Raw genomic sequence first — 1015 nt, 5'->3', positions numbered from 1 at the left:
TAGAAACAACGTATTTCTCTGGTTGGAACTTAGGCTCTTCTGGAGGGCGAACTGTGTTATTAAATTCTTTATCGGCAATATCTCCGACCTTAGCAACTAAAGCTTTAGCTGTACCATCATGAGAAACAGTGACTGTTACAACAGCCTTCATATTGTCATACGTAACGGTTGAGTCTGTACCAGCAACTTCTACTACTTTGTAACGGTAAACACCGAGATCATTGTTTGTGTATTTAAGGCTAGTGAATTTAATCTTACCATCCTTATCATTAGTTGCTGTTTCAAGAACATTGAATTCATCATCGTCTAATAATTGGAAAGTAAACTCATTCGCTTTCAATTGACGACCTGCAAGAGCTTTCTTGAAGTCAAGTTCAATTTGAATTGGGACGTTGTTTACACGTTTTTCAGTTGGTTTGCTTGGTTTTTCAACTTTTTTAGTCGTTGGGTTGTAGTAGTTTACTACTTGAGCCGCACTATTCTCGATGTCTACACCACCAGGAACATCAGCTTTCACTGTTGTTGGGATATCGAACTTGTAGTAACGTCCGAATTCGAATTTAGTTGTATCGATCACTTGTGTGTTTTCTGCGTCACCAAGTGACTTCGTGAAGCCATCTTTAAGGGTTGCAGTAATCACACCATCATTTACAGCGATATCGAATTTATCAGTTACTTCTGCACCTGTTACAGAGTCGTAGGCTTTGATGTCAGCTGCATTAAGATTTAATTTAGCTTCATCATAGTTATCTGAGATACCAACTGTTTGGATGTTGTCCTTGTTAGCAGCATCAAATTTAGTTGTATCCAACCATACTTGGTAAACTAATTTAGAACCACGTTCAACAGTCTTAGTATTTAAATTTTCCACTTCATTATTGATGGTATTATCCGCGTATGGATTCGCGTTTGTTTCACCATATTTATCTGTCAACTCAGAATCGTCATCAGCGAGCTTAGTACCTGTAATATCGAATTTCGCTTTAGAAACAACGTATTTCTCTGGTTGGAACTT

1 protein-coding gene is annotated in these 1015 nt (G+C 37.8%); it reads right to left on the bottom strand.

All coding sequences use genetic code 11. The features are described 5' to 3' along the window. A partial coding sequence (locus tag HMPREF3237_RS09110; protein WP_306806732.1) for an SspB-related isopeptide-forming adhesin occupies positions 1-1015 on the bottom strand: 1015 nt, incomplete at both ends.

This window comes from Streptococcus sp. HMSC34B10 (assembly GCF_001839505.1).
Lineage (GTDB): Bacteria > Bacillota > Bacilli > Lactobacillales > Streptococcaceae > Streptococcus > Streptococcus peroris.
Note: the sequence above shows the minus strand (reverse complement) of the source record. Positions and strands in the feature narration are given on the sequence as shown.